The organism is Gordonia sp. NPDC127522 (assembly GCF_042672305.1).
Lineage (GTDB): Bacteria > Actinomycetota > Actinomycetes > Mycobacteriales > Mycobacteriaceae > Gordonia > Gordonia hongkongensis.
Map to the genome: position 1 here is coordinate 1 of NZ_JBHXVK010000041.1, position 1,471 is coordinate 1,471.

General features: G+C 63.0%; 1 protein-coding gene. It reads right to left on the reverse strand.

The genetic code is table 11. From position 1 onward, the window contains the following. Positions 1 to 34: 34 nt before the first annotated feature. The gene (locus ACFVHY_RS24415) at positions 35 to 1,081 is read right to left on the reverse strand and encodes an IS30 family transposase (protein ID WP_240199239.1); all 1,047 of its coding nucleotides are present in this window, start codon (positions 1,079 to 1,081) and stop codon (positions 35 to 37) included. Positions 1,082 to 1,471: the final 390 nt, after the last annotated feature.

Genomic DNA, 1,471 nt, shown 5'->3' on the forward strand with positions numbered 1-1,471 from the left:
GGCGAATTCTAGGGGTCCTCGCAACACCGGTTGGTTAGACTGGCACAAGTAAATCACGCAGACGTTCGGCTGGGTTTCTCCAGTCGAGCGTTTTGCGTGGTCGGCCGTTGAGTCTTTGGGCGACGAGTTCGAGGTCCTCGGCGCTGTGTACTGACAAGTCGGTTCCCTTTGGGAAGTATTGGCGCAGTAAGCCATTGGTGTTCTCGTTAGAGCCGCGCTGCCATGGTGAATGCGGGTCGCAGAAGTAGACCGAGACACCGGTGGTGATGCTGAACTGCTTGTGCGCCGCCATTTCACAGCCCTGGTCCCAGGTCAACGACCCTCGCAGATGCTCGGGTAGAGAACCGATCAGCGGGATCAGCACGTCGCGAACCTCCTCGGCTGTGTGCCCGCCAGGCAGATGCCCGAGCAGGACGTAGCGAGTCGTGCGTTCGACCAGCGTCACGATGGCCGATTCCGAACGGGTACCGACAATCAGGTCACCCTCCCAGTGGCCCGGAACCGCCCGGTCCTCGACCTCAGCCGGCCGATCGGAGATCATCACCATCTCGTCGACAAACCGGGCTGCGCGGCGCTCTGGAGACCGGCGAGGCTTACGACGTGTGCGTCCGGTGCGCAACGCGTCGGCGACTTCACGGCGCAACCCGCCGCGGGCCTGAATGTAGATCGCCTGGTAGATCGTCTCGGTACTCACTCGCATTGCCTTGTCATCGGGGAACTCGACGATCAAAGCGTGACAGATCTGTTCGGGAGACCACTGCTGGGCAAGTTTGTCGCGGACGTAATCCCGAAGCGGCCCAGCGGTGGCGAGTTTGGACTCCTTCGGCCGTAAACGCGCACTCGCCCAGGCTGTTTGAGCCCGACAGGGACGGTATACCCCTGACACTGAGTACGCATCAATCTCGCGTTTGATCGTCGACGCCGCCCGCCCCAACCGGCGTCCGATCTCGCGCAACGAGTCGCCGGCACGGTGCATGTCAGCGATCTGCTCACGCTCAGACAAGCTCAGGAACCGAGGATGCAGCTGGGCTTCGATCCTGGCCACCGACGGCCGTCGCCCCGCTGAGTCGTACGTTGTCATACCGGTCTTGTAGTCGATGCGGCGACCATCGGGATGAAGGCGCGCGTGAGCACCTTTGCGTATCCCTTGATCCCAATCCTGCGCAGTCCGGATATTGACGCCCACCTGCTGGGCGGCGTCGCGACGACGAACGCCAGCCGCCCGCAACTCGTCATAACGAGCGCGCCCGGGATGCCCAGAGGTCCCCGGCTTGCCAAGCCCGCGTAACCCGGCTCGACGCACCCAGCCAGACGCAGTACTGCGATTGACACCCACACGCCGAGCGGCAACCGTGACACTCCCGCCTTCGCGATCCAGCGCCTCGAAGAACCGATCCTTCAACTCTGCAGAAACCACGATCCCCGCAACTCCCTGAAAGCCAGGGTGTTGCGGGGATCGCTAGAACCCGCC

What these genes read in the sequence shown, in the direction of transcription:
- ACFVHY_RS24415 (WP_240199239.1), bottom strand. Translation starts at nt 1,081, where the DNA reads ATGACAACGTACGACTCAGCGGGGCGACGGCCGTCGGTGGCCAGGATC.